At 48.1% G+C, this 25,612-nt stretch carries 24 protein-coding genes and 1 riboswitch; of the genes, 19 read left to right on the top strand and 5 right to left on the bottom strand.

Annotation, left to right across the window (positions count from 1 at the left end; all coding sequences use genetic code 11):
- Positions 1-11: 11 nt before the first annotated feature.
- Positions 12-1,262, bottom strand: coding sequence for an efflux RND transporter periplasmic adaptor subunit (locus tag D1627_RS16520; protein ID WP_119433395.1), 1,251 nt, complete (start codon positions 1,260-1,262; stop codon positions 12-14).
- A 285-nt stretch (positions 1,263-1,547) separates the two neighbouring features.
- Between D1627_RS16520 and D1627_RS16515 the strand changes: the two genes are divergently transcribed.
- Positions 1,548-2,930, top strand: a complete 1,383-nt coding sequence (locus D1627_RS16515; protein WP_119433394.1) for a sigma-54-dependent transcriptional regulator — start codon at positions 1,548-1,550, stop codon at positions 2,928-2,930.
- Positions 2,920-4,281, top strand: a complete 1,362-nt coding sequence (locus D1627_RS16510; protein WP_119433393.1) for a sensor histidine kinase — start codon at positions 2,920-2,922, stop codon at positions 4,279-4,281. The genes D1627_RS16515 and D1627_RS16510 overlap by 11 nt, the downstream gene beginning before the upstream one ends.
- 62 nt (positions 4,282-4,343) lie before the next feature.
- Here D1627_RS16510 and trxA read toward each other — a convergent pair whose 3' ends face one another.
- Positions 4,344-4,649, bottom strand: a complete 306-nt coding sequence (gene trxA / locus D1627_RS16505; protein ID WP_119433392.1) for a thioredoxin — start codon at positions 4,647-4,649, stop codon at positions 4,344-4,346.
- Positions 4,650-4,909: 260 nt separating this feature from the next.
- On the opposite strand from trxA, the gene D1627_RS16500 reads away from it, so the two are divergent.
- From D1627_RS16500 to D1627_RS16440, 13 genes are all read left to right on the top strand, one after another.
- Entirely contained in the window at positions 4,910-5,239 is a 330-nt protein-coding gene (locus D1627_RS16500; protein ID WP_119433391.1) for a hypothetical protein, read from the top strand.
- A 365-nt stretch (positions 5,240-5,604) separates the two neighbouring features.
- Complete coding sequence (locus D1627_RS18295; RefSeq protein WP_147383353.1) at positions 5,605-5,901, top strand: hypothetical protein; 297 nt, start codon at positions 5,605-5,607, stop codon at positions 5,899-5,901.
- Positions 5,898-6,773 carry a sensor histidine kinase gene (locus D1627_RS16490; protein WP_119433389.1) on the top strand — a complete coding sequence of 292 codons (876 nt, stop codon included), beginning with the start codon at positions 5,898-5,900 and terminating at the stop codon, positions 6,771-6,773. Before D1627_RS18295 ends, D1627_RS16490 begins: the two co-directional genes overlap by 4 nt.
- On the top strand, positions 6,739-7,158 hold the full coding sequence (locus tag D1627_RS16485; protein ID WP_119433388.1) for a response regulator: 420 nt from the start codon (positions 6,739-6,741) through the stop codon (positions 7,156-7,158). Before D1627_RS16490 ends, D1627_RS16485 begins: the two co-directional genes overlap by 35 nt.
- A 186-nt stretch (positions 7,159-7,344) precedes the next feature.
- The gene (locus D1627_RS16480) at positions 7,345-7,872 is read left to right on the top strand and encodes a CsgE family curli-type amyloid fiber assembly protein (protein WP_158607204.1); all 528 of its coding nucleotides are present in this window, start codon (positions 7,345-7,347) and stop codon (positions 7,870-7,872) included.
- Positions 7,873-7,907: 35 nt separating this feature from the next.
- Positions 7,908-8,336 (top strand): curli production assembly/transport component CsgF, encoded by a 429-nt coding sequence (locus D1627_RS16475; RefSeq protein ID WP_119433386.1) that lies wholly within the window; start codon positions 7,908-7,910, stop codon positions 8,334-8,336.
- A gap of 53 nt (positions 8,337-8,389) precedes the next feature.
- Positions 8,390-9,796 (top strand): CsgG/HfaB family protein, encoded by a 1,407-nt coding sequence (locus D1627_RS16470; RefSeq protein ID WP_119433385.1) that lies wholly within the window; start codon positions 8,390-8,392, stop codon positions 9,794-9,796.
- A 329-nt stretch (positions 9,797-10,125) separates the two neighbouring features.
- The gene (locus tag D1627_RS16465) at positions 10,126-11,064 is read left to right on the top strand and encodes a hypothetical protein (RefSeq protein ID WP_119433384.1); all 939 of its coding nucleotides are present in this window, start codon (positions 10,126-10,128) and stop codon (positions 11,062-11,064) included.
- A gap of 302 nt (positions 11,065-11,366) precedes the next feature.
- Positions 11,367-12,251, top strand: a complete 885-nt coding sequence (locus D1627_RS16460; RefSeq protein ID WP_158607203.1) for a hypothetical protein — start codon at positions 11,367-11,369, stop codon at positions 12,249-12,251.
- A gap of 319 nt (positions 12,252-12,570) precedes the next feature.
- The gene (locus D1627_RS16455; protein WP_119433382.1) at positions 12,571-13,752 is read left to right on the top strand and encodes a hypothetical protein; all 1,182 of its coding nucleotides are present in this window, start codon (positions 12,571-12,573) and stop codon (positions 13,750-13,752) included.
- 77 nt (positions 13,753-13,829) lie between these two features.
- Positions 13,830-14,348 (top strand): hypothetical protein, encoded by a 519-nt coding sequence (locus tag D1627_RS16450; RefSeq protein ID WP_119433381.1) that lies wholly within the window; start codon positions 13,830-13,832, stop codon positions 14,346-14,348.
- A gap of 145 nt (positions 14,349-14,493) precedes the next feature.
- The gene (locus tag D1627_RS16445; protein WP_119433380.1) at positions 14,494-15,996 is read left to right on the top strand and encodes a carboxypeptidase-like regulatory domain-containing protein; all 1,503 of its coding nucleotides are present in this window, start codon (positions 14,494-14,496) and stop codon (positions 15,994-15,996) included.
- A gap of 168 nt (positions 15,997-16,164) precedes the next feature.
- On the top strand, positions 16,165-16,449 hold the full coding sequence (locus D1627_RS16440; protein WP_119433543.1) for an HNH endonuclease: 285 nt from the start codon (positions 16,165-16,167) through the stop codon (positions 16,447-16,449).
- A 7-nt stretch (positions 16,450-16,456) separates the two neighbouring features.
- Here D1627_RS16440 and D1627_RS16435 read toward each other — a convergent pair whose 3' ends face one another.
- Positions 16,457-17,920: a nicotinate phosphoribosyltransferase gene (locus D1627_RS16435; RefSeq protein WP_119433379.1), complete on the bottom strand. Its 1,464-nt coding sequence runs from the start codon at positions 17,918-17,920 to the stop codon at positions 16,457-16,459.
- A gap of 148 nt (positions 17,921-18,068) precedes the next feature.
- Between D1627_RS16435 and D1627_RS16430 the strand changes: the two genes are divergently transcribed.
- Positions 18,069-19,124 (top strand): DUF6687 family protein, encoded by a 1,056-nt coding sequence (locus tag D1627_RS16430; protein ID WP_119433378.1) that lies wholly within the window; start codon positions 18,069-18,071, stop codon positions 19,122-19,124.
- A 111-nt stretch (positions 19,125-19,235) separates the two neighbouring features.
- On the opposite strand, the gene xseB is transcribed toward D1627_RS16430, so the two are convergent.
- Together xseB and xseA are read right to left on the bottom strand one after the other, a co-directional pair.
- The gene (gene xseB / locus D1627_RS16425; RefSeq protein WP_119433377.1) at positions 19,236-19,490 is read right to left on the bottom strand and encodes an exodeoxyribonuclease VII small subunit; all 255 of its coding nucleotides are present in this window, start codon (positions 19,488-19,490) and stop codon (positions 19,236-19,238) included.
- On the bottom strand, positions 19,483-21,042 hold the full coding sequence (gene xseA, locus D1627_RS16420) for an exodeoxyribonuclease VII large subunit (protein ID WP_119433376.1): 1,560 nt from the start codon (positions 21,040-21,042) through the stop codon (positions 19,483-19,485). Before xseA ends, xseB begins: the two co-directional genes overlap by 8 nt.
- 345 nt (positions 21,043-21,387) lie before the next feature.
- Positions 21,388-21,497, top strand: a riboswitch (SAM riboswitch).
- 304 nt (positions 21,498-21,801) lie between these two features.
- On the opposite strand from xseA, the gene D1627_RS16415 reads away from it, so the two are divergent.
- The 3 genes from D1627_RS16415 to D1627_RS16405 are packed head-to-tail and all read left to right on the top strand — an operon-like array spanning position 21,802 to position 25,430.
- On the top strand, positions 21,802-23,124 hold the full coding sequence (locus D1627_RS16415) for an O-acetylhomoserine aminocarboxypropyltransferase/cysteine synthase family protein (RefSeq protein ID WP_119433375.1): 1,323 nt from the start codon (positions 21,802-21,804) through the stop codon (positions 23,122-23,124).
- Positions 23,125-23,131: 7 nt separating this feature from the next.
- On the top strand, positions 23,132-24,196 hold the full coding sequence (locus tag D1627_RS16410; RefSeq protein ID WP_119433374.1) for a homoserine O-acetyltransferase family protein: 1,065 nt from the start codon (positions 23,132-23,134) through the stop codon (positions 24,194-24,196).
- A complete protein-coding gene (locus D1627_RS16405; protein ID WP_119433373.1) occupies positions 24,177-25,430 on the top strand; it encodes a homoserine dehydrogenase in 1,254 nt (417 codons plus the stop codon). Before D1627_RS16410 ends, D1627_RS16405 begins: the two co-directional genes overlap by 20 nt.
- Positions 25,431-25,612: the final 182 nt, after the last annotated feature.

The following is a 25,612-nucleotide window of genomic DNA, read 5'->3' as shown; positions in this document are numbered from 1 at the left end:
ATCAACAATTATTATTTGAACTCCAGCTGGTCAATGTCGTCGTAGCTGTCGTAGCTGGATAGCACTACTTTGTCTCCGGGTTGCAGGCCCTCCAGCACCTCATAATAGTTCGGGTTTTGGCGGCCAAGCTTTATCTGGCGCTTCTGGGCAACTTGCCCTCCATCCTGCACTACAAAAACCCAGTTGCCACCGGTATTTTGGTAAAAGCCGCCTTTTGGGAGCAGTACAGCCTGGGTGCCGCTGTTCAAGGTTAATTCTATTTGCAGCGTTTGGCCTCTGCGTATACCTTCCGGGGCGCCATCCAAAAATTCCAGGTCCACCTGAAAGGTGTTATTCTGGACTTCCGGAAAAACCTTCGCTACTGCCAATTTATGGGTTTTGTTGTTAAACTCGAAGGAGCCGCTCAGGCCGGGATACACTCTGGAGATGTAATGCTCGTCTATGTTTGCTTTCACTTTATAGCCGTTCAGGTCATCAATCTGGCCAATGTTCTCTCCGGGCGCTTTAGATTCTCCTACCTCTGCTTTCAGTGTAGATAGCTGACCAGTGAAAGGGGCGGTAACATATAGGTTGTTGAGCGTGTTGCGGGCCATGCCAATGTTAGCTTCCATCCTTCGGATCGACTCATCGAGTTGCTTCAGGCGTTCTTCCATCAGCTTGGCATCCTGCTTTACCGAGCGCTCTGCCAAGGTCTTGCGCTTGTTAAGGTACTCATACTCGTCCTTGGCGGCCTCATACTCTTCCTTGGAGATCACTTTTTCAGCGATCAGCATTTTGTTTCGGTCATACTTGCGCTTGGCCAGCGCCAGGTTATACTCTATTTCAGCCAGCTCATTCTCCTTGCGTATCAGGTCCTGCTTCATGGTTATCTCGGAGTTCTGACGCTCATTCATGAGGTCGTAAAGCTGCGTTTCGCGGGTCATGAAATCAATCTGAAGCGTGGTGTTTGAGAGCTTAAGGATCGTATCACCTTTCTGCACGGTGCGGCCGTCGTCGGTGTATATTTTCTCTACACGGCCACCTTCCGTAATATCCAAGAAGAAACTCTTTAGCGGGTCCACGGAACCATCAATCGCAATGTACTCCTGAAACAGACCTTCACTAACCTGGCCTATTGTTATGCGTTCGGTATCCACGTTCAGCTTGGAAGTATGTTCGGCAAACAGCATTGTGTATACCACAAATACCAGTGCCATCGCACCGCCTGCTATCAGAATGACTTTCTTAGGAGTTGCTTTCTTTTTTTCAATAACGCGATCCATAGTTTGTAGAGGTATGGGAATAGTGTGGTTTTAGTATTGATACCCTTTCGCTATTGCCAATTAATATGCCATTATTTGTAAGTATTTGATTGTTAGCTTGTTGTGATAAGTAATGGTGGTAAGGAGATGTTTTATGTGTCCACTTCCGTACACTTTAGTGTCCTGTTGCGAACAATGGAGCAGCTTCGTACGCCAGGCCCTGAAACGGCCTGGGGGCAGGGTGGCTAAATATCCGGAAAAACTGTAGTTTTACACGTGCCCTCTTTCCAACGCAATCCATAAACTATGAGTAAACTCCCATGCAAGGTTCTGGTAGTAGATGATGAGGAAGACATCCTTCTGGCTGGTAGGCTCCTGCTGAAACAACATGTCGAAACGGTAAAAACAACCTCTGACCCTAATAAAATACCTGCTCTGCTTCAGGAGTACGGTTTTGATGTGGTGCTGCTGGATATGAACTACAGTGCTGGCGCTACCTCCAGCAAAGAAGGTTTCCATTGGCTAAAGCAAATCCTGCAGCTAGCCCCTGCCACCACAGTTATACTCATGACAGCCTACGGCGATATTGAGCTGGCCGTGCGCGCCCTGAAGGAAGGCGCAACCGATTTTGTACTGAAACCGTGGCAGAACGAGAAACTGGTAACCATACTTAAAAGCGCCTGCCAAAACCGCAGCAGCGGCACTTACCGCAGCGCAGCCAAAGCCGAGCAGGATAAAACTGCCTTTCATTATGATGGTTTTATTGGCGTATCGGCGGCCATGCAACGCGTATACCAAACAATAGATAAAGTGGCCGGCACCGATGCCAACGTGCTTATACTTGGAGAAAACGGCACAGGCAAAGAGGTGGCGGCGAGGGCGCTGCATAGCAAATCCAGACGTGCAGGCAGCGTGTTTGAGAAAGTGGATTTGGGCGCTGTGAGCGAAACTCTTTTTGAGAGCGAGCTCTTCGGGCATGCCAAAGGAGCCTTTACCGATGCCAAAGAAGACCGGGCCGGCAGGTTGGAGGCAGCCAGCGGCGGCACGCTTTTCCTGGATGAGATCGGCAACCTCTCGTTGGCACTGCAGGCAAAACTGCTGACGGTGCTGCAAAGCAGGCAGGTAATCCGGCTGGGTACCAATAAACCGCGGCCTATAGACATACGCCTAATCTGCGCCACTAACATGCCGCTGTACGATATGGTGCGCGAAGGCACCTTCCGTCAGGATTTACTCTATCGCATTAACACAGTAGAGATAAACCTTCCGCCACTGCGCGAGCGCCGCGAGGATATTAAGCTGCTGGCCGACCACTTCCTGAAACTATACCGCAAGAAGTATGACAGGCCAGATGTGCACCTGGGCACCAGCACCTTGCAGCGCCTCACGGCTTACCACTGGCCCGGCAACATCCGCGAACTGGACCATGCCCTGGAACGAGCCGTTATACTCTGTGATGGCAACGAGCTGCAACCCGACGACTTTTACCTGGCTCCCAAACACCTGGGCCATACTTCCGCGGCATTACCGGATGCCCTGGCCGGAGAGGACTATACGCTGGAAGCCTTGGAGAAAATGATGGTGCAAAAAGCGCTTGTGAAGCACTCGGGTAATATTACGCACGCCGCCAAAGAACTGGGCATTACCCGCACGGCTCTTTACCGCAGGATAGAGAAACATGGTTTATAGAGGTTTCAGGCTTAGGCTACTCTTCCGGTTGCTGCTGCTGGTAGGAATGGTGCTACTGCTTTTGCTGGTCCTGTACCGCACCGACTGGTACATGACGGCCTTGTTCCTTTTCCTGCTGATGCTGTTCCAGATCTACGACCTGATCCATTTTGTGGAGCGCACCAACAGGGACCTCAGCAGCTTTTTGCAGGCCATGCGCCACTCAGACTTCACCCAGCGCTTTGCCACTACAGGCGTTAACCCATCGTATCGCCAGCTTTACCAGAGCTTCAACGAAATATCAGAGGCTTTTCAGGAGGTTAAAACAACCCAGCAAGCGCACTACCATTACCTGCAGGCAATTATAGAGCAAGTGGGCATTGGTATACTTACGTTTGATGAGCAAGGAGAAGTGCAGTTGGTTAACCATGTAACAAAAGAGCTGCTGCATGTGCCACATTTGCGTAACGTTAGTGCCCTAGAGCGGCTCAGCCCCGAACTGGTGCACGTACTTTATACGTTGGGCCACCAGCAAAAGCAGCTGGTTACGTTACAGGTTAATAACGACCAGGTAATTCTGAACCTTAGCTCCACTGAGTTGCTCTCGCAGGGCAAACAGGTGAAAATAGTCACGCTGCAGAACATAGGCCCGGAGATGGAGGAGCAGGAACTGCAAACCTGGCAAAAAGTAATACGCGTACTCACGCACGAAATCATGAACTCCATTACGCCGGTTATCTCGCTCACCTCAACAGTGGCTGACCTTGTGGAGCAGGAGGTGGCCAAAAAACAGGCAAATGGGCGGGCCGTTGATGAGGAAGCGTTGGAAGACATTCAGGCAGGTTTAAGAACGATAGAAAGACGTGCATCCGGCATGCTGCACTTCGTTAAGAACTACCGCCGCCTCATGCGCCTGCCTGCCTCTGAGTTGCAACCGGTAAGCTTGCGCGCGCTGCTAGAGAGTGTTCATAGGTTGTTGCATGGGCAGCAGGCTTCACTTAAAGTATACTTGCCGGAAAGTGATGTTACTATTCTGGCGGATGCCGAGCAACTGGAGCAGGTGCTTATTAACCTTATCAAGAACGCCACGGAAGCATGTGCAAGGCAGGATAACCCGCAAGTAGAAGTTGTAGCCTATGTACCGGAAGGTGATCCTGAAAAGCTCGAGATCAGCATTACCGATAACGGCCCGGGTATACCGGACGAAGTGCTTGAAAAAATTTTTATCCCGTTTTACACTACTAAAAAACAGGGCTCTGGCATTGGGCTGAGCTTGTCTAAGCAAATCATAAGGCAGCATGGTGGTACAATCAGGGTACGCACACGGCCCGGCCAAACTGAATTTATACTTAAGTTAAAGCAAATACCCTAGCCCAAGTATAAATTCAGTTTATTATAATGTTGCCTATTCTTGAAGCCAGCGGTACTTTAGCATCAGATAAATTGCTGTATGGCTTTAGATAGCTGTTGTGCAGGCATAGCCCCCGACTGCCGCCATACTTGCTGGCCTTTATGAAAGATGATGAAGGTTGGCACACCCTGCACCCTAAACTGTGAGGCAGCCGCCTGGTTACTGTCGATGTTTACTTTGATGACCTTTACTTTGCCATTAAATTGGCTGGCCACTTGCTCTACCACAGGGCTCATGGCTTTGCATGGGCCGCACCAATCGGCATAAAAATCCACCAGAACCGGCATTCCCGGGCTGTTTATAAGTTCGTTAAACGATTTCTTTGCCATAGTATCTCAATTAAGTTTTTTCTTGTAATACGGCATTGCTTCAGGGTATTGTTGCAGCTTGAAATTGCGCCGCCCTATGCCGGCCGCCAAAGTTAATCAACTCCTAGCTCTGTTTCTGAAACAAGAAGTATGCTGCCACCTAAATATGACTTCTAGAAGTATTATTTGGTTGGCCTGGCTGGAAGTTAAGACATTAATATCGTTTACTTTAAATTAATAATTAGCTATATTTAAGTCTCAAACTTTAAGCCAACCAAATTATGCCAAAGTACGACGGAACCGAAGGCGCAGCTATTGAACTGAACACTGCCGCCCAATGGACCAAAAATTATCGGGAGAAGATTTCTTCTGAGAATCATGACGGACAAAAAATTAAGGCGCATTTTTTCGGGCGCGAAATCCTCCAAGAAATCCTTGACCAGGAGGGGTGCATGGGCATCCGGATGTACCATGCCAACAACGACGACGGGCAAAAACAAATTATCTTGGTAGGCGCTACTGCCGAAGGTGAAGATATGGTAGATGGCACAATTGCAGACTTCTCGAAGGTGTGCCCACCGGATTGCGTTTTAAGCAAGCTAAACGGCTAATGGAATTTTACCTCCGGCAGGTTTACCCATGGTTAATAGAAATATCTTCTTTCAGCTTTGTGGTACCGCTATCTATAGGGATATTTATTATTAATAAAAGTAGCAGCTTACTATATAAGCTGCTACTTTTATATGTTGTGGTTATTGCGTTAGTTGAAATGATTAGCCAATTAACAGTTTACCTAGGAACAGGAAATAACCACTGGATCAATCATGTATATACGCCTTTAGAGTCATTAATAATAGGCTCTATATATTACTGTTATACTAGAAGTAAGTTATACAGAAGAGCTATTTGCGCAGCGCTTCTAGTTGTGCTGGGGGTTAGCATTTATAGCATGGTATGGGGGGAGAGCCTAACACAGATGAACTCCTTTCCACATACCATCAGTGCAGTGGTGCTTGTAACTATGGCGCTGATTTACTTTTATCAGGCCGCCCACGACTTAAAGCATACTTATCTAGATACAGACCCTATGTTCGTTTTGAGCTGCGGCATCATTATATACCAGGCAGGCACGGCAATGGCGTACAGTCTATTTAACGAGGCTTTGGCTGCGTCTTACGATACGGCGCGCATCTGCATTTCCGTAATTCTTGTGTTGAACATTTTGTTTCGGGTTATACTAGCCATGGCCCTTAACCGTACCGCTGCTACATGAAAACATTAGACCCACTTATACTTATCACACCGGTTATGCTGATCCTGGCGGTTGGCATAATTGTATTTGTGGTGCTGTACCAGCGGCGCATGCTGCAACACCAGGAAAACCTGCGCCAGTTGCAATTGATGAAGCAACACCAGCTGTTGGAGGCTACCTTTAAGGCGCAGGAAGATGAGCGCCGCCGTGTAGCCCGCGACCTGCATGATGAAGTAGGCGCCATGCTGGCCGTAGTAAAGCTTAACCTGCACCAATTGGTTACTAGTGCCAACTTGGAGGATGAAACCTTTCTGGCGAAATCTTACAATATGAGACAGCAGCTGGATGACGTGTTAAGCAGCGTCCGACGCATTTCGCATGACCTGATGCCGGTGGTTCTAGAGAAAATGGGCTTGGTGCCTGCCTTTGAGGCAATGCGCAGAACCCTGGCCGCTACTGGGCAAATAGAGCTCCTGCTAGATTATAATGAAAAAAATGTACGATTACCGGCGCAACATGAGTTATTGCTTTACCGTATGGTCCAGGAATTACTCAACAATACCTTGAAGCATGCCCAAGCCAGTCAGGTTACTATAAACCTGCATTTTGGCGTTGCTACAACCTTGCTTAAGTATAAGGACAATGGCATCGGGTTTGACATGGATGCCATGCGCGAAGAGCAACAGGAAAGCGGCGGACTGGGTATTATGAGCCTGCAAAGCCGTACAGCCCTCTTAGACGGAAGCATCCATATTCATTCTGAACCCGGTACAGGTACCACAGCCGAAATCTCGATACCTGTTTTAGCATTGCAAGACACAACTCAACAAACTTCAAACTATAAACCTGCCACTGTACATGGAGTACCAGCCGCTGAGCTTGGCCATAGCTGACGATCATAATTTGTTCCGGAAGGGGGTTCTGGAGCTTTTAAAGGCCTTCGAGGAAATTACCTTGGTGGCCGACGCCAGTAATGGAGCCGAACTGCTCGAGAAAATAGAACCGAATCTGCCAGACGTTATCATTCTGGATCTGGAAATGCCTGAAATGGATGGAGTTGCCACCTCCCGGTACCTACTCTCGAAGTATGTCGGGGTCAACATCCTTATCATGTCCACTTACGGAGATGAAGGTATGGTGCAGAGCCTGCTCGATGAGGGGGTGAAAGGTTACCTTCTGAAAAACTCAGAGCCGGACGAGCTGCGCGCCGCCCTGCAAGCGCTAAAGTCTGGCAAAAGCTACTACTCTGCTGCCATCAAAATTATGGACGCCATCTAAATAATATATTTATCCCTGAAATCATACAAATGGCCAGGCTAGAATTTAGTCTGGCCATTTGTGCTTTAAATTGTACCATTGTGTTTGTTTTTGATTTTAATTTTCGAATATTTAAGTAAACTTTTCTGATTAACTGAAGTATAAGCACTATATACTATAAGTATTATATTTAATGCCCCGTTTGTGTTGAGATTAAAGAAAAAGGTACTCTTTTCGATTTTAAGCTTCAGCTTGTTTGCGCTCAGTGCAGCGTTTTTGCCTGCTATTGCCCAATCCGGCACTTTGCAGGGTAACATAAAGCAAGACACAGTGAAGCAGGAAAACACACAGCGGCAAGCTTACGAAAAGAGAGGCAAATTTGAGCAAGCGATCCGCAACTCAGCTGACTTAGAGATAGACGGCTTGATCGTGGATGAGACCATTACCAAGATAGGTCGGGACTTTTATCAAATCTTTCAACGCCAGTGGGAGCCACCGGCTATGGCGAAAAACTTCACCATACTCATAAAAGAGCTACCTGCCCGCGGTAATGGGGCGCTTATTCAGGTTGCAGTAAACGACCAAGATATAATGGAGCAGCAAGTGCAGCCAAAGTATGATTTTATAGAAGAAGTAGCCATTTATGCCACCGGTGTAGTGTATGAATTTCTGGTAAGAGACCAGCTACAGCAACAACTGGAAGCTGAAGGTAAGAAGGCCCGTGAATTATTTTAGCAAGTATAAACCCCCATATTTGAATAACCCTTTATATGAAGAAAACTTACCTCATCGGATTTATTTTTACTTTGCTCTATCTAACGTGCAACGCAGCTCAAGCCCAGGATTTTGTTTACCAGCCTGTGAACCCGGCATTTGGAGGGGAAACATTTAACTACCAGTGGCTTCAAAGCTCTGCACAGTCTCAGGACAGGTTAAAAGACCCGGATGCCTTAACAAGCAGCGGCGCATCTAAACAGGATCCATTGGATAGTTTTAAAAGCAACTTAGAGCGGCAGATCCTAAGCCAGCTTTCGCGGCAGCTGATAACCAGCCAGTTTGGCGAGGGCGGACTAGAGCCAGGAAGCTATACAATTGGTAATTACCAGATCGAGGTAACGGAAGGTTCAAACGGTGTAATTATTCAGATTGTTGATATCGGCACCGGCAACCAGACTACTGTAACTATCCCTTACTACTAGTTTGGCCCAGCTCTACACTTACCCTTTTACCATTGCTTAAATACCCTTATTACATGCTAAACAGCTTATCGTATTACCAGCGGGGGGCGCAGGTTCTTATACTTGTGCTTCTGATATCGGGCTGCGCTCCTTACTTCAACCAACCAATGCAAACTTCCAGGGCTGCGTTGGGTGTGCCTGCCCCAGGCAACCAAGATCTTATAAACCTGCCGCCCCCACAACAAAAGGTTGTAGCTGCCGTCTACAAATTCCGGGACCAAACAGGGCAATATAAACCATCAGCCACCGGTGCCAGCTGGTCTACGGCCATTACTCAAGGCACTACTACCATTCTGCTTAAGTCTTTGGAAGAATCGGGTTGGTTCACGCCCATCGAGCGCGAGAACTTAGGCAACCTGCTTAATGAGCGTAAAATTATCCGCTCCACGCGTGCTGAGGCTGAGCAGATGACTGGAAAACCGGAACCTCCCTTGCCTTCTCTCCTTTTTGCAGGCATTATACTCGAAGGGGGAATAATCTCTTATGATGCAAACGTGATAACAGGCGGTGCCGGTCTCCGCTATTTCGGGGCTGGGGGCTCTGGGCAGTACCGCGAGGATAAAGTTACGGTATACCTGCGTGCCATATCAACAAGCACTGGCGAGATTCTAAAAACAGTTTATACTTCCAAAACCATACTTTCGCAGTCTATGGATTTTGGTGTGTTCCGGTATGTTAAGTTTAAGCGTTTACTGGAGGCAGAGACAGGCTTTACCTATAATGAGCCATCGGAGATTGCTGTGAAAGAAGCCATTGATAAGGCGGTCCAAAGTATGGTGATTGAAGGCTTGTTCTCAGGATATTGGCGCTTGAAAAATAAAGAAGACCTGGAAAGCCCTATCATTAAAGAATACTTGGCAGAAAAAGAGGACGCCTCTAACTCTGATGTGCACGGCCAGGTTATGGCCCAGCGACGCGGTGTGCTAGGTGTTAGCTTAGCTGCAGGAGCCATGCAGTACCACGGAGACTATTCTGGATCGCAAATTACGCCGATGGCGGAAACTGGTCTGCGGTTCAGCACCCGGAATAATATTTCTATGGATTTGCGCATAGGTGGCGGGGAACTGGCAACGGAGCAAAACTTTGAGCGAAAGATAATATTCAGCGAGCTCAATCTAAATTACAGTTTATTCCCGAGGTTAAACCAATCGCCGTACTTACAGGTTGGGGCAGGGGCCCTGGCATCTGGAGACGGTTTTAGCAATGCACTCAATAATATCTCCCTCAGCGACATGAATGCTTATGTAAAGGCTGGTGTGGGCATGGAGTTTATGGCCAGCAAACGCTTAGGAATAGATGCAAATGTCTATAGCAGCTACCTACTGAACGATAAGTTTGACGAGGTGCAAAACGGGAGGTTTAATGACTATTTCTGGGGGGCCAAGCTTGGGCTTAACTATTACTTCGGCTTATTTAAATAAGCTTAAACTGTATCATAAAAAAAGGTATGCCACAAGCATACCTTTTTTTATGCATATAAGGAGCTGCAACTCGCTCTATCTAGATTTGGTTTTTTTAATTCCATGCTTGTGCATTTAGAGCTGAGCCCTAGTGCAGCAAAGATTAATTAAGCATATAGTATAAGATGCATATTCATAAACGTTTTATAATAATGATTTAACGGATATGTATTATTTAAAATAAAAAAAATAAAATTATATCATATATTCTGTAACTATATTTATTTATTTTGGTATATTGCTTATGTAAATCATCTTAAATCTTTTTTAATCATCAAAAAAACAAAAGCATGAAAAAGAATTTATTTTTTGCAGCAGCATTTATGCTAATGGCAGGTGGTGCCATGGCGCAGAGCAACAACAGTAATGTAATGCAGTCAGGCACTAATCACAGTGCTAACATAGCGCAAGCTGGCTCTATGAACGACTCGTATGTGGAGCAGTCTAACGACAACAACTCTGCTACTGTAGATCAGGACGGCGACAATAACACATCAAGCGTTTATCAGATCATGGACGCTTTTGACAACACCACTACTGCGACGCAGACAGGTGACGACAACTCTGCCATGCAGCAGCAGGGCGCTGACGCGGTAGGTAACCGTGCAGACATCGTGCAAGACGGCGACGGCAACTCGGCTGAGCAGTACCAAACTTTCAGTAGCTACGAGAACGCTGCCTCTATCGACCAGACTGGAGAAGGTAACAGTGCTTTGCAGGCGCAGTCCTTTACAAGTGCTTACAACTCAGCAACCATCACACAAGTTGGTGAAATCAACGATGCAGAGCAAGAGCAGACCAATATCTCTCTTGGCAACACAGCTACCATCTCTCAGGATGGCTACTGGAACTGGGGTTATCAGTATCAGAACAACATTTCTGCCCTGAACACCGCCACTATCACCCAAGTTGGCGATGTAAACGATGCCTACCAGTACCAGGAAGACCTTAGTGGCTTTAACACTGCTACAATCATGCAGGAAGGGGATTACAACTATGCTAATCAGGATCAAAGCTTCCTGAGCGGCGACAATATGGCTTCTATTTCGCAGACAGGAAATGGAAACATTGGTTATCAGACTCAATCTTTAGGTGGCGATCTTTCTGCTACTTTAACTCAAACAGGTAACGATAACTATTCATCACAGACTCAGTCGGGCCTTAGCCATACTTCTACAGTAACTCAGTCTGGTGGTATGAACTCTGCCGTAGTTCAGCAAGGTAACTAATCTGGCATTATATATAATTAAGTAAAAATTATACTTAATTATCGAATCCCTAAGCGAAAGAATTGCTTATAGAGCACTTCTTTCGCTTTTTTTATGATTAAAATTATACTGATTAGATTTAATAATATGCTAAATTAAAATTAAAATAATAAAAGTTAAATATTTTTATTTAACCATGTAACTCTTTTTTCTACATATAGTATAATGCTAATGTAAATCATCTTAATACCCTATTTTCTAAAGGATTCATGAAAAAGAACGTATTTTTCGCAGCAGCTTTTATATTAGTTGCAACTGGTGCTATGGCACAAAGTAATACAAGCACAGTAGACCAGGCTGGCAGAAGACAAGAGGCAACTGTAACCCAAAACGGTGCTTCAAATGCTTCTAATGTAGAGCAAAGAAATAGAGACAACTCTGCTACGGTATTTCAGAATGGCTCAAGCAATCAATCTGAAATACTTCAGATTCAAAGAGCTATCAACAATACAGCTTCTGCTACGCAAATGGGTGATGACAATACTGCCATACAGCACCAGGGCGGAGATGCAAAGGCTAACCGTGCAGAAATTATGCAAAGCGGCGACCGCAACTCGGCTGAGCAATACCAAACATACAATAGCTATGAGAATACTGCTTCCATCAGCCAAAGCGGTGAGGATAATGCAGCAATTCAGGTGCAGTCTTTTACAAGTGCTAATAACTCTGCTACTATTACACAGGTTGGTGATGCAAACATTGCAGGGCAAACACAAACCAACATATCTCTAGGCAACACTGCTATTATCTCTCAAGACGGCTCCACCAATACAGCCTCACAAAACCAGAATGATATATCCGCCTTTAACAGCGCTACCATTACTCAGGTAGGCAACTTAAACGATGCCTCTCAGTTCCAGGAAGCCTTAAGCGGGGCCAATACAGCTGTAATTACCCAAAATGGTGACTTTAACTATGCTGTGCAGGATCAAAGCTTCATCAGCGGCCTCAATGAGGCCTCGATGACCCAGTCCGGAGAAGGCAACAATGGCTTTCAGACACAGACATTGGGCGCAGACCTGACAGCAACCTTAACACAGACCGGGAACAGCAACTTCTCTGACCAATATCAGACTGGTAATGGCCACACCACAACTGTGAGCCAGATGGGCAACAATAACGGTGCTATTGTTACACAAGGCAATTAATCAAAAAGTATAGCAGGCCTTATCAGCCTGCTATACTTTTTACTACCTGCTGCATTCATAACACACGTATCCTTTCCACAGCTATCTAAGAGGGATAGCTACATACATGCAATTTTAATCTATTCACAGTTATCACCTAGGAGAATATCGATGGTAAGTGTATGCTTACCAGGGATCTATTGTGCAATAACTACCTCCAGCTTTATACAAGCTGGCACTATAATATCAAATAAAGACTTTAAGCCACATTAATAACTAACCGCCAGCTGTAAAGCACTGGCTAACTTAAACCCTAATATTTATTTAAAAACGCTTACTTATGAAAAAGAACGTATTTTTCGCAGCTGCTTTCACCCTTATAGCGGGTATGACATTTGCACAGAGCAATACAAGCACTGTCAATCAAAAAGGCATGAACCAGACAGCCAAAGTAAACCAAATGGGCTCTACTAACTCTTCTGATGTGAAACAAGGAGGGACTACGATGCCTGTTAGCCGCGACAACTGGGCTGAAGTAGAGCAGGATGGTACAGGTAACCAATCAAGCATTAAGCAGGATAACAGACGTAACCAAGCTTATGCTACACAAAAAGGAGCCGATAACATAGCTATGCAGCGCCAGGATATGAGAGCAAACGATAACCTTGCTGTAGTGGAGCAGCATGGAGAGCGTAACTCAGCAGACCAGTTGCAGTCCGGGGTTTCTAACAGTAACTCTGCTATCATTTACCAAGGCCAGGATGGAAATGGTGCGGTTGGAAACACTGCCCGCCAGTATCAGAATACTTTCAGTGGTAACAACGCTGCGCTGATAGAGCAAACAGGCGATAACAACTATGCTGAGCAAGATCAAAACGGTATTTCCGCCTATAACACTGCTAAGGCATACCAAAGCGGAGATAACAACAGAGCCGACCAAACGCAAAGCCTGATCAGCGCAGGCAACGAGGCGATGATCATGCAATCAGGCGACAACAACTCTGCTGCACAGACTCAAGAATATGTGAGTGCGTTAAACAACGCTTACATTAACCAGTCTGGCGACAACAACACTGCCGACCAAAGACAAATTTGGGTATCAGGAGCTAACACTGCTGAGATTATGCAGGTAGGAGATGGTAACGAAGCAGTGCAGTATCAGCAGGGAGTTAGCGGGGCTAACTACGCAGGTGCTCTACAAACCGGTAACGGAAACTATGCTTCTCAGTATCAGCAAGACCTGAGCGGTGCATACAACGCAGCTATAATTGTTCAGTCTGGCGATGACAACAACGCTTACCAGGTGCAAACTCAGGGCGGCGCTAATTACGCTGAACTTACCCAAAGCAGCAACGAGAACTACTCTTTGCAGCAGCAGGAAGGGTTCATGAACAGTTCAGTAGTTACTCAAATGGGCAGCACAGGTAACTCATCAACCGTATTCCAGTCTGGAATGGGCCAAATGAGCACTGTTATGCAAAACGGAAGAAATAACACTGCCACTGTAACTCAATCAAACTAATATTAGTTTAACAAAACAATCTAAGGTGACTTGATTTACCTTAGATTGTTTTGTATTTTAAAGCAAAATTGACGGCTATGAAGAAGATCTTTGTTTTACTGCTTTTAATAGGGCTTAGCTTAAGCGAAACGTATGCACAGGAAATAGAGTCGAAGGATTTGCTGTTGCAGCAAGTTGATGAGAACCAGTTTATTCGCCAACTGACCCTGGCTACAGAGCAACCTGGTTCAGCTATTATTAAGCAAAGCACAAATGTAGCTTATGTGGTTCAGAATGGTAATGCCAATACTGTGTCGCTAAACCAAACTGGAGTAGGCAACATGCTTAACCTGGTGCAGAATGGCAACGCTAATCAGTATGAAGGTTTGTTTTCCGGTGATTTCAATATAAGCGCCGTGCAGCAAGAAGGAGATGGCAACCGCTTGGTGCAGAGTATAAGCGCTAACGGGCAAAAATTTATTATATCTCAGCAAGGCCTTAACAATGAGCTGATCCAGATAGAAAACGGAACAAACACGCTGCCTTACCAAGTAACCCAGCAAGGCGAGGGAATGCGTGTTGTAATTGAAAACGGTGGGTTTGGACCAGTAGAGTAGGCCATATTTGAGAAATGCCTATGGATGGACAACCCTCAACTTTAAAAATTCGTATATAACTATATATGCATAAGCTTTTAATTTTAATTATGGTTTATGCCATGCTGCCAGCATCTTACCTATTTACCCTTATAATTTCTTTAACATGTTGAAAACAGCTTTACCCTTTAAGCTAGTTGTTTTATTCTTGCTTATACTTGGCTTTACAGCCTGTAACGAAGACACAATAGAGCCAAACGGTGAAGGTGTTTTAAGTGGGCAAGTGCTTGACTCCGACACAAATGCACCTTTATCAGGCATTAGTATATCCACTAGCCCCGCAACAACCGCCTTAATTACCGATGCCAATGGCATGTTCATCATCTCTGATATTACAGCAGGTGATTATACCATCACGGCGAAAAAATCAGGTTTTAAAACAGAATCTGTAACTGTTGCTGTAAAAAACGGCAAAGAAACCAAAGCAACCATACTCTTAAGCGAGTCGAATGAGGGAGACGATGTGCCGGGCTTGCCTACAGAACCCTCTCCTGAAAATAACGCCTCCGACATTTCAAATTCTGTAACCCTGCAATGGAAGGCACCAAAAGCATCAAGTAAAGACACACTGACGTATGATGTATACTTGTATGAGTCTGGCTCCAACCAAAAAAAAAAGATAGCAGAAGCGATAACAGACACCTCAGTAGTTGCTGAAAACCTATTGCACGGCACCACTTATTTTTGGCAGGTTACCGTGCGCAGCGATAATGGAGCAGAGTCGAACGGCCCGATCTGGAGTTTCTCCACGGCATCCTTGCCTAACGCCCGCTACTTATTTGCCCGAAGCGTGGAGGGTAACTATGATATTTTTAGCTCAGATGGCACTACTGCCAACACCTTCAGGCTTACATCTGACTTTAGCCGCGAATGGTGGCCCCTACTAAACCCGAAGCGAGATATAATTGCCTATTCTTCAAATGCAGGTATAGAGCCGCAGATTTATACCATGAACCGTGATGGTTCTGCTAAAAAGCAAATCACTTCTGTGCCAATTGCCGGCTACCATAACCCAGGTATTGGTTTTGCCTGGGCTCCAGATGGCGGCCAGTTAATATATGGGCATTATGCGCTTCTTTACCGTATAAACCGCGATGGTTCTGGGCTTACAGTAATTGCCAATGCCCCGGCTAACCGCCACTTCCGAATGCTGGACTGGACTGCTACTGGTAACAAAATCCTGGCCCAGACAATTGGCGCAAGCATCAACGATTCAGAGATCTACATTATGGAAGCCAACGGCACCAACATGACCCTGCTAGTAGAAAACCTGCCAGGTCGTGTGGAGAGCCCCGCATTTTCCATTGATGGCAAAAGCATACTTTATACCCGCGATGTATCCGGGTTCGAGAACACCGAGGGCCGCCAGCTAGATTCCCGTATCTTCAGAAAGAACATTGATGGCACTGGCCTGATGGATATGTCGGCTTCCAAGCCTGCCGGAACTAACGACCTTTATCCGCGCTACTCGCCAACCGGAGATAAGATTATATTTGTAAACACCCCGAACGATGGTTTTGGCCCTTACGATGTCTATGTAATGGATGCCGCCGATGGGAAGAACCGTACCAAGATTTTCTCAAACGCCATTATGCCCGACTGGAAATAGAAATCATCTTAAACAACCCATAAAGAAAAAGCCACGGTTTATGCCGTGGCTTTTTCTGTTTATGTTTCGCCATAGGGTGGCTGGCCCGAGGTTGTAAATTTATACTATGAAAGTATGGTTTAAACCACAGGCTTACACTTGCTGTTAAAAGAGAAAATATCAAAGACAATGGCAAGCAGCGATCTTATTTGTGAACTATGCCAGCGCGAGGTGCAAAGTCTATCGCGGCACCACCTGGTGCCGCGCGAAGAAGGGGGGCGCTACGGAGCCACAGCTGAACTATGCCAACCTTGCCACAGCACCCTGCACCTTACCTTCAGCAACCGGGAGTTGGCCCTGCAATACAATACTATACCGGCTTTACAGCAGGCAGAGCCCTTGCAAAAATACCTGAAGTGGGTGCGCAACAAACGCATTCAGAAAATTTCCAACAAGCGCGGCAAGCGCAGGTAGCCTGCTGTTATTTTTCTGCTTCCCGCAGCTTCAGGATCAGGTCCATTTTAAACTGATGCAGCCCGCTTTCCAAACCGGCTGGGTAGCTGTGTGGGTTCAGGTATCGGCGTATACTTTCGTGTAAGTTGCTTACTTCCTGTAAAGTATGCGCTTTTATACTTGGCAGGTCCGGTAACTTATACTTCAGCTGGCCTTTCTTGAAGATGGGCACCAGAAGGTCTTTATACTTGGCGGTTGGTTCTAAACTTTTCCGACGGGTAGCATCCAGCGGGTCTACTAGCTGAGGCTGTGGTGGAAGCGGTTCAAGCTCATTGTAAATCATGTCAGCCAGGTAACGTTGCTCATTGTAAAAGCGCCGCACCTGTAAAATACCCGGGTTCGAGGTTTTCACCAATTGCTCCGAAAGCTTAATTTTATACTCCCAGGCATCATTTTTAATAGCAGCCAGCTTGTATACTCCCCCCAAGGCTGGCTGGTCATAAGCGGTAATCATTTTAGTGCCCACGCCCCAAATGTTGATCTTAGCGCCTTCCTGTTTCAGGTGGGTGATCAGGTGCTCATCCAGGTCGTTGCTGGCCACAATGCTGGTATCTGTAAAACCTGCTGCATCCAGCAGTTTGCGGGCTTGCTGGCTCAGGTAGGTCAGGTCGCCGGAGTCGAGGCGGATGCCACCGAAAATAAAGCCTTTCGGAGCCAGTTTCTGGGCCACCTTAATCGCCTTCTTCACGCCTTCCAGGGTATCGTAGGTATCCACCAAAAAAACGGAATCTTGCGGAAAAGCAGTGCCATACGCCTCAAAAGCCTCTTCTTCGGAGTCGAAAGACTGGATCCAGCTGTGTGCATGCGTGCCTTTTACGGGGATGTTGTAAAGCTGGCCGGCAAGCAGGTTAGAGGTGGCATCAGCGCCGCCAATGTATGCTGCCCGGGCCGCTGAAAGCGAGCCGTCTATACCTTGCGCACGGCGCATACCAAACTCAATTACCGTATCGCCCTTGGCTGCTTCTTTAATGCGCGCCGCTTTGGTAGCTATCAGCGTTTCAAAATTAACAATTGTGAGCAGCGGTGTTTCTATAAGCTGTGCCTGCAAAAGCGGACCTTTAACGCGCACTAAGGGCTCGCTAGGGAAAACCACGGTGCCTTCGGGGATGGCATCCACATCGCAGGTAAACTCCATTTGTTGTAAATAGTCCAGAAATCCCTGCTTAAAAAGCGGCTTGCCTTCGCTGCCTTTTAGGCTGGCTAAGTAAGCTATATCATCTGCTGTAAAACGAAGCTCCTGCAGGTATTGGATGGCGTGCTCCAGCCCGGCCGCAATAGTATAACCACCGCCAAAAGGGTTTTTCCGGAAGTATAAATGGAACACTGCTTCGCGCTCTGCCATGCCGTTTTTCCAGTAGCCATAGGCCATGGTAAGCTGGTATAAATCGGTTAGCAACGAAAGGGAAGTACGGTAAATCTGCTGTAGCGCCATGCGTGGTATCTGGGATAATTGAATCGGTAAGTTAACAAGTATAGCCGAAAGTTAAAGTATGGAAGTATACGAGAAGCGAATAAGGGAATGACTATCAGGTTGATGAAAAAAAACTTGCAGGTTGCCGCCCCACTGTGCAACTTTGGTTATGCATAACAAACAGTTTATCCCTTTTTCTGAGGTTAAAAACAAGAAAGCACTGGTAGTGGATAGTGCGCACGCCAACGGTATCATGCTTTCGCATTGGAAAGGTTCTCTGCGCTTGGCCGGAACCGAGGGCGATACAAGCGCCGCCATTGTGCTGAGCGCCATGCGCCTGAACCTGCCGGAACTGGACTTGCCCTATGTTACCGCCAACCATTTCGATATTGATGGCTTTGTGGGTGTATGGGCTTTGCTTAACCCGAAGCTTGCCCTCGAGCATGATGAACTGCTGCGCCAAACGGCCCTCATCGGCGATTTTAGGGAGCTGGACCTGAACCACCCGCTGGCCGGCGAGGCCCTGAAACTTGTTTGCTGGATAAATGCCAAAGAACGGGAACTGTTCTATAAGCCTTTCGAGGCAGATGACATGGAAGAGAAGGAGGCGGCGCAGTGCGTGCAGAAATTCAGGTACTTTTTGCGGGAGTTTGGCCAGGTGCTGCAGGACCCAGACTGGGAGCGCGGTGCCTGGGAGGATGAGGTGGGTGGCGTGCTGCTCGGCTACCGCGACATGTATAAACCCGAAACAAAACTCACCAGAAAGCCGGAGATCGGTTTGGTGATCATTGATACGCCGCACCCGCTGCACTATTACGCACTTTTTAGCCGCACACAAGGTTTTGACATGGTGCTGAGCTGCTACGAGGGCAACAAGTATGAGCTGGAGTATAAGTATACCACCTGGGTAGACATTACCTCACGGCCAACGCTGCCGCGCCTAAGTATGAAGCCGCTGGCTGACCGCCTGAATGCCCTGGAAACCTCTGGCCGCCGCTGGACCTATGAGAACGTAACGGAAACCGGCCCCATCCTTCGCCTGGATGGCGACAAGCTAACCCGCTCAGAAACCTACGCTAACCCAACCGAGCGCGAGATCTATGCATCCTCGATACCACCAGAAACGCTGAAACAGGAAGTGATAAGCTATTATACCGAAGCTTACCAGAACATCACCCCAAAGTATAACTGGACCTGGAAAGAGGTGAAAGAGCTTAACAGGTAAGTCATAAAATCCTAAGCCATACTTGTCTGGAAATTCAGCTAAGTATGGCTTAGGATTTTGCAAAGTATGGAATTGTGCTCCGTCTTAAAAAAACAGTGCGCAATTTATAATTTAGAATAACGTGCCGTTGCTATCAGCGGTTTTTACAGGCGTTGGCGTTTCGCAGTTCTCCTCGTTAAACACCTGGTCGATGGCTTTTTCGGCTTTGCGAAGCTTCTCCTTGCACAGTTTGATGAGTTGGGAAGAGCGCTGAACTTTCTGTGTCAGCTCGTCCACATCTACGGCATCGTTTTCAATGGCACGCAGAATTTCCTCTAGCTCCTGCGTCGCCTCGCGGTACGTCATATCCTTCAGGTCCTTATTCATTGGTATCTATATTTACAACCATGCTGTGGAGCGTGCCGTCCTGCACTTTTGTTTCCACTACATCGCCGGTTTTAACGTCTTTTACACTTTTTACCACTTTTCCGTTAAGCAGCGTGATGGTATAGCCGCGGAGCAGCAGTTTTTCGGGGTCGTTAGCCTCAATACTCATTTCTAATAATTTCAGGCGGTGATGCTCGTTTTGCATTTTTGCTTTGGTGCCATACTTTAGCTTGTCGCTGTAGGTGGCAAAAAGGAGCTGCGCGTTCTTTAGGTGGTCGTTGGCCTCTGTTTCCAGGCAGTGCACCAAGTGGTTGAGCTCGTGCTCCTTCATGTGCAGATAGCGCTGGCTTTTGCCCTCCACGCACACCGAAAGTTCCTGCAAGTGGCGTTCGCACTCGTGCAGCAGGTCTTTGGTTGATGCGTCGATATCCTTCTCAAACATGCTTATTGTATGTCGCTGCGCCTCCAGGTAAGCTTTGGGTTTGAGCAGAAGTCCTCTAGAAAGGCTTTCCAGAGAATCCTTGCGAGCCTGAAGCTTTTGCTTGGTCATGTTATTTAAGCGCAGGCTTATACGTTCCAGCTTATCATCGGTCAGTTTAAGTTGCTGGGCAGCAAACATCCGGATGCTGTCGAACAGGTCCTCGGCCATGCCTTCTGCCTCACGAAACCGCTCGATCAGGAAGCCAGCCACGGCAGTGGGGGTTTTAAGGCGCGTGTTGGCCACCAGGTCAGCTATACTTTCGTCGCGCTCGTGGCCAATGCCCGTAAGCACCGGCAACGGCGATTTACCGATGGCTGCGGCGATCTTGTAATCATCAAAGCAGCTCAGGTCGGTTTGGGAGCCGCCACCGCGTATCAGTACAATGGCATCGAAGTTTTCGCTATCTCTGCTGATCTGGGCAAAGGCCTGCGCCACCGAGTTGGGGGCGTCGTTGCCCTGCACGGTTGCCGGAAACAGCGTGGTCTCGAAAGTATAGCCGTAGCTGTTGTTTTCCAGCTGGTGCACAAAATCCTGGTATCCGGCAGCGGTAGCCGAAGATATAATGGCAAGCCGTTGCGGCACCAAAGGCAGCTCCAGGGCTTTGTTTGCTTCCAGCAGCCCCTCGGCCTCCAGGCGTTTCATGGTTTCCTGGCGCTGGCGGGCCAGGTCGCCAATTGTATAATTCGGGTCGATGTTCGATACATCCAGGCTCAGGCCGTACAGCTCATGAAAGCGCACCGAGGCCTGCAGCAGCACTTTTAAGCCGGCTTTAAGCGGCTGGCCCGTTTTCTCCTCGAAATAGCGGCCAAGCATCTGGTAACGCGAGCCCCAAATGGTAGCCCGGGCCTGCGCCAGCATCTGCCGTGCGTCATCGCCCTTATCTACCAGCGTTAGGTAGCAATGGCCTTTGCGGCGGTCTACGTTTACCTGCGCCACCTCCGCCACTACCCAATAGCTATCCGGGAAAGCCATTTCCAGCTCCTCGCGTATCTGCTGGTGCAGCGCGTACAGCGAGAGCGGCGCTTGGCGCTCCTCAAAGCTTACGGTTTCACGGAAAAATATCTGGGACATGGCTCAACTACGTTTCTCTTCTCCTGCACGGCTGGCAGAGCGCCAGCTCCTAAGCCTCGAAGATAGGATTTTTTGACTAAAATAATTAGTAAGCAGTGAGAGAAAAATTATCGCTCGCTCAAAGTATGCCTTTGCGCAACGGAGGTGCCATTTTTCTGTGTAGGCATCAATAGCATGTAACAAGTATAGCAGATCGCGTTGCAAGTATGATTTGTGAAGTATGAAAATCGAAAGGGAGCAGCCGGTTCAAAACTGAAATTTCAAAAAAAGTTAAAAATGTTTGGCTTTTTAAAAATACGCCCCGTATACTTGCAACATCAAGTCAATACGCCCTTTGCGGTTATTGATTTATAAAGAAGCGTGAAGAGACAGGCTCTGTGAAGCGCTAGCAACCTAACCATCGGTGTTAAGGTGCTAATTCCTGAGTTCGGCAGGGTGCCGGACGAATATAAATTGATACGAAAAATGAAAAAGGGAATCAAGCCAACACAACGCGTAGTATCATTTTTGCCGGCAGGCCAAATGCCGCATACTTTCTATTTTGCCTCTTCTCCGGAGGTTAATGTCATGCACATGCCCATGTGTTGCATGCGTGGCTATTGTTGCTGCTAAACTAAACACCCGCATCTAGCAAATCCATACCTTAAGGTTTACCGGCAGGCCTGTGCCTGTTGCGCCAGCCTTGCCATAGCCATTTATGCCTGTGGCCCATCTTAAAGCAAATCTAATCTACATTTTATCTAACCAATAGTATACGTCATGTCAAAAGCATTGCACTTCGAAACACTTCAGCTGCACGCCGGCCAGGAAATAGACCCAACCACGCAATCACGCGCTGTACCCATCTACCAGACCACTTCTTATGCCTTTAAGAACGCCGAGCACGGTGCAAACCTATTCGCCCTAAAGGAGTTTGGCAACATTTATACCCGCATCATGAACCCGACCACCGATGTGTTTGAGAAACGCATTGCCGCCCTGGAAGGCGGAGCGGCGGCAGTGGCAGTAGCCTCGGGGCAGGCGGCACAGTTCATCGCCCTGAACAACATACTCGAAGCCGGGGATAACTTTATAACCACCAGTTACCTGTATGGCGGCACGTACAACCAGTTTAAAGTATCGTTCAAGCGCCTGGGCATTGAAACGCGCTTTGCCGAGAACGACGAGGTAGCGAGCTACGAAAAGCTGATAGACGAGAAAACCAAAGCGATCTACGTGGAAACCATCGGCAACCCACGTTTTAATATTCCAGATTTTGAGGCGATAAGCGCCCTGGCACGCAAGTATGATATTCCGTTGGTGGTTGATAATACTTTTGGCGCAGGCGGTTACCTGTTCCGCCCGCTGGAGCATGGCGCCAATGTGGTGGTAGAGTCGGCTACGAAATGGATCGGCGGGCACGGCACAAGTATAGGCGGTGTAATTGTGGATGGCGGTAACTTTAACTGGGGCAACGGTAAGTTTCCGCAGTTCTCAGAGCCCAGCGAAGGCTACCATGGCTTAAACTTCTGGGAGGTGTTCGGGGAGGATGGCCCGTTTGGCAACATCGCCTTCGCGATTCGTGCCCGTGTGGAGGGGCTTCGTGATTTTGGCCCGGCGCTGAGCCCATTTAACTCCTTCCTGCTGCTGCAGGGCCTCGAGACGCTCTCGCTGCGCGTGGACAGAACGGTGCAGAACGCCCTGGCGCTGGCACAGTGGCTGGAGCAGCACGAGCTGGTAGAGAGCGTGAACTACGCCGGCCTGGAAAGCAGCCCATACCATACTTTGGCCAAAAAATACCTGAAGCGCGGCTTTGGCGGGGTGCTCTCCTTTAAATTGAAGGGTGATAAGCAGCAGGCCGAAACCTTCGTGAACAGCCTGCAACTGGTAAGCCACCTGGCCAACGTAGGCGATGCGAAAACGCTGATCATCCACCCGGCATCTACCACGCACCAGCAGCTAAGCACTGCTGAGCAGCTGAGCGCCGGCGTAGACCCAACCTTGCTGCGCGTATCGGCGGGTATCGAGCACATCGAAGACATTAAAGCAGATTTTGAGCAGGCTTTCGCTAAGATAGAAGTGGCAGAGCCGGTAACAGCCTAATTTAACAATGCCTAAAACACACCACATATTTCATCATCAGCAAGAGTATAAACTGGAATCGGGGGCGGTGCTGCCCGGTTTTCAGCTGGCCTACACCACCTACGGCACGCTAAACCCGGAACGGAGCAACGTGCTGTGGGTCTGCCATGCCCTCACCGGCAACTCTGACTTTACCGAATGGTGGTGCGACCTGTTCGGGGAGGGCAAGCTGTTTGATCCGCGCGAGAGGTTTGTGGTTTGTGCTAACGCGCTAGGCGGTTGCTACGGCTCCACAGGTCCGCTCTCTGTAAACCCCCGAACCCTGCAGCCATACTTCCATGCGTTTCCGCAGCTTACTAACCGCGACATAGTTGGCGCTTTTGATCTGCTGCGGGAAGATTTGGGATTCACTCAAATTCATACATTGCTGGGTGGCTCGCTGGGAGGGCAACAGGCGTTGGAGTGGGTGCTACAAAAGCCCGATGTGTTTCAGAACCTGGTGCATGTGGCCAGCAACGGGCGGCACTCGCCGTGGGGCATTGCCTTTAACGAAACGCAGCGCATGGCCATCCGGCAGGACCCTAGTTGGGCCGATAGCACCGAAGACGCCGGCAGCGAAGGGTTGAAAACGGCACGTGCCATTGCCATGCTTTCGTACCGCCACTACCATACTTACAACGAGGCGCAGCAGGAGCCGGGGCACAGCATCACCGATAACTTCCGGGCTGCCAGCTACCAAGTGTACCAGGGCGAAAAGCTTGCCGGCAGGTTTAACGCCTATACGTACTGGCTGCTGTCCAAAGCCATGGACTCGCATAACATTGGCCGCGACAGGGGAGGCCCGGAGCGGGCGCTGGCGCACGTAAAGGCGCGCTGCTTGTTTATTGGCGTAGATTCGGATCTGCTGTTTCCGGTGGAGGAGCAGTATTTCCTGCATCAGCATGTGGCGGGCTCCTCGTTTCACCTCATCAATTCCAAGTATGGCCACGATGGTTTTTTGGTGGAAGCAGGCCAGTTAACCGAGGCAATACAGAATTTTTATCAACAGAAACAACTAACTGAAGAACTGAACTATGAAGAGCAAGAGCGGTAAACGCATTGGTATATTTGGGTTTGGCTGCGTGGGGCAGGGCCTGCACGATGTGCTACAGGAAAACCCGCACCTGGAAGTGGCAAAGATCTGTGTAAAAGACCGCGAAAAGCTACGCACCTTGCCCACCGATGCCTTTACCTACGACCCGCAGGAGCTGTTGCAGGACACAAGTATAGATCTCTTTGCCGAGCTCATCAGCGACCCAAAAGAAGCGCTCCTGATTGTGCGGCAGGCGCTGGAGGCAGGCAAAACCATCGTATCGGCCAACAAGAAGATGATTTCGGAAAACCTGCCGGAACTGGTGGCGCTGCAGGAAGAGTTTTGCGGCACATTGCTCTATGAGGCAGCCGTTTGTGGCAGCATACCTATACTTAGAACGCTGGAGGCATACTATGGCACCGAGCCTCTGCAGGAAGTGAGCGGCATACTTAACGGCTCATCAAACTATATTCTTACCAAGCTCGATGCGGAGGGCCTTTCTTATGAGCAGGCGCTGGCAGAAGCACAGGCACTGGGTTTTGCCGAGGCCGACCCAACCCTGGATGTAGGCGGCTACGATGCCCTGCACAAGATTAGCCTTATTGCCGCGCATGCCTTCGGGGCGCTTGTTAAACCGGAGCAGGTCCTGCGTGCAGGCATTCAGCATATCAGCAAAAAAGACATTAACCTGGCGCAGGTGCTTGGCGGGCGTTTCCGGTTGGTGGCATCCGCTAAAATTAATGCGCATAACAGACTGGAGCTGCAGGTATTGCCCACGTTGGTTTTCCCTGATTCTGAACTATACTATGTGGAGGCGGAGTTTAACGGTGTGGCGTTGCATGCAAAGTATGCTGGGTCGCAGTTTCTGAAAGGGCGTGGTGCTGGCAGCCACCCGACTGGCTCAGCGGTATGGGCCGATGTTTCAGCGGCACTTGCCGGGTATAAGTATTCGTATGCCAAACTGCCTAAAGAGGAAGAGCCCGTGCAGCTTAAAATTGAGGGAGAAGACGAGCTTCAGGTATACTTGCGCACGCCGCGGCCAGAGCTTTTGCCACAGCTGCCCTGGCTGCAGCTAACTTCCTTCGGCGTGGATTCCAGAAACGCGCAACTCGTTGGCACTATCCTCAGAAAAGACCTGCTCGCCCATTTACCTGCCCTAAAGCAAACCGCGGCATTTATTGCACAGTTGCCGTCCTATATCTCTGCAAATCAGGCAGTAAATGCCTCATGCCAGGTGCTAGAAGAATTGGTATGATTTAGCAAAACAACATTTATACTTTATAAAGACAATTTTTTAATTAATAAATATATTATATTTTTAAAGTATAGTATTTGCACTATGTTTATTTTTAATTAACAAAAACATGGCTAATTGATAAAACTCTCCGTACAAATAATCAAATAGTTAGTGATTTAATTTGTACCGAGATGAAGAAA

The sequence above is a fragment of the Pontibacter oryzae genome (genome assembly GCF_003576375.1).
In the GTDB taxonomy this organism is placed as follows: domain Bacteria; phylum Bacteroidota; class Bacteroidia; order Cytophagales; family Hymenobacteraceae; genus Pontibacter; species Pontibacter oryzae.
The sequence above is the reverse complement of the archived record's forward strand: the minus strand, read 5'-3'. Positions and strand labels throughout refer to the sequence as shown.

Coding starts and splice junctions, on each gene's coding strand:
- D1627_RS16520 (WP_119433395.1), bottom strand. CDS start 1,262: ATGGATCGCGTTATTGAAAAAAAGAAAGCAACTCCTAAGAAAGTCATT.
- D1627_RS16515 (WP_119433394.1), top strand. CDS start 1,548: ATGAGTAAACTCCCATGCAAGGTTCTGGTAGTAGATGATGAGGAAGAC.
- D1627_RS16510 (WP_119433393.1), top strand. CDS start 2,920: ATGGTTTATAGAGGTTTCAGGCTTAGGCTACTCTTCCGGTTGCTGCTG.
- trxA (WP_119433392.1), bottom strand. CDS start 4,649: ATGGCAAAGAAATCGTTTAACGAACTTATAAACAGCCCGGGAATGCCG.
- D1627_RS16500 (WP_119433391.1), top strand. CDS start 4,910: ATGCCAAAGTACGACGGAACCGAAGGCGCAGCTATTGAACTGAACACT.
- D1627_RS18295 (WP_147383353.1), top strand. CDS start 5,605: ATGAACTCCTTTCCACATACCATCAGTGCAGTGGTGCTTGTAACTATG.
- D1627_RS16490 (WP_119433389.1), top strand. CDS start 5,898: ATGAAAACATTAGACCCACTTATACTTATCACACCGGTTATGCTGATC.
- D1627_RS16485 (WP_119433388.1), top strand. CDS start 6,739: ATGGAGTACCAGCCGCTGAGCTTGGCCATAGCTGACGATCATAATTTG.
- D1627_RS16475 (WP_119433386.1), top strand. CDS start 7,908: ATGAAGAAAACTTACCTCATCGGATTTATTTTTACTTTGCTCTATCTA.
- D1627_RS16470 (WP_119433385.1), top strand. CDS start 8,390: ATGCTAAACAGCTTATCGTATTACCAGCGGGGGGCGCAGGTTCTTATA.
- D1627_RS16465 (WP_119433384.1), top strand. CDS start 10,126: ATGAAAAAGAATTTATTTTTTGCAGCAGCATTTATGCTAATGGCAGGT.
- D1627_RS16460 (WP_158607203.1), top strand. CDS start 11,367: ATGGCACAAAGTAATACAAGCACAGTAGACCAGGCTGGCAGAAGACAA.
- D1627_RS16455 (WP_119433382.1), top strand. CDS start 12,571: ATGAAAAAGAACGTATTTTTCGCAGCTGCTTTCACCCTTATAGCGGGT.
- D1627_RS16450 (WP_119433381.1), top strand. CDS start 13,830: ATGAAGAAGATCTTTGTTTTACTGCTTTTAATAGGGCTTAGCTTAAGC.
- D1627_RS16445 (WP_119433380.1), top strand. CDS start 14,494: ATGTTGAAAACAGCTTTACCCTTTAAGCTAGTTGTTTTATTCTTGCTT.
- D1627_RS16440 (WP_119433543.1), top strand. CDS start 16,165: ATGGCAAGCAGCGATCTTATTTGTGAACTATGCCAGCGCGAGGTGCAA.
- D1627_RS16435 (WP_119433379.1), bottom strand. CDS start 17,920: ATGGCGCTACAGCAGATTTACCGTACTTCCCTTTCGTTGCTAACCGAT.
- D1627_RS16430 (WP_119433378.1), top strand. CDS start 18,069: ATGCATAACAAACAGTTTATCCCTTTTTCTGAGGTTAAAAACAAGAAA.
- xseB (WP_119433377.1), bottom strand. CDS start 19,490: ATGAATAAGGACCTGAAGGATATGACGTACCGCGAGGCGACGCAGGAG.
- xseA (WP_119433376.1), bottom strand. CDS start 21,042: ATGTCCCAGATATTTTTCCGTGAAACCGTAAGCTTTGAGGAGCGCCAA.
- D1627_RS16415 (WP_119433375.1), top strand. CDS start 21,802: ATGTCAAAAGCATTGCACTTCGAAACACTTCAGCTGCACGCCGGCCAG.
- D1627_RS16410 (WP_119433374.1), top strand. CDS start 23,132: ATGCCTAAAACACACCACATATTTCATCATCAGCAAGAGTATAAACTG.
- D1627_RS16405 (WP_119433373.1), top strand. CDS start 24,177: ATGAAGAGCAAGAGCGGTAAACGCATTGGTATATTTGGGTTTGGCTGC.